A 383-nucleotide genomic window follows, 5' to 3' on the forward strand; every position below is an offset into this window, starting at 1 on the left:
GCAAAGGCTATTGAGAGCATTCTTCAAGCACCATCAATTCATGTAGATGAAACATCTTTCCGGGTGGATAAGAAAAATAACTGGATTCATGTCTATTCTTCCGGAGGAACCACGCTGAAACTACTTCATCGAAAGCGGGGCAAAGATGCGATTGTCGATTTGAATATAATTCCCCGCTATGGCGGGGTGATAATTCATGATTGCTGGGCGTCATATTTATCCTACGATCATTGTGGTCATGGCCTTTGCGGTTCCCATCTTTTGAGGGAGTTGGTGTTTGTTGTTGATTCCAATCAATATAGGTGGGCTGGCAATATGAAAAGGCTACTACAGGAAACTTGCCGTATTGTGGCAAAACGTGAGGAGAAATGCCTTACGGACAA

General features: G+C 43.6%; 1 protein-coding gene. It reads left to right on the forward strand.

Going from position 1 to position 383, the window contains the following annotated elements; translation table 11 throughout:
• Positions 1-383, forward strand: a 383-nt coding sequence (locus ACYQ2M_RS25355) for an IS66 family transposase (RefSeq protein WP_459919186.1), incomplete at both ends; no start/stop codon positions are given.

The sequence above is a fragment of the Desulfocicer niacini genome, from assembly GCF_054657595.1.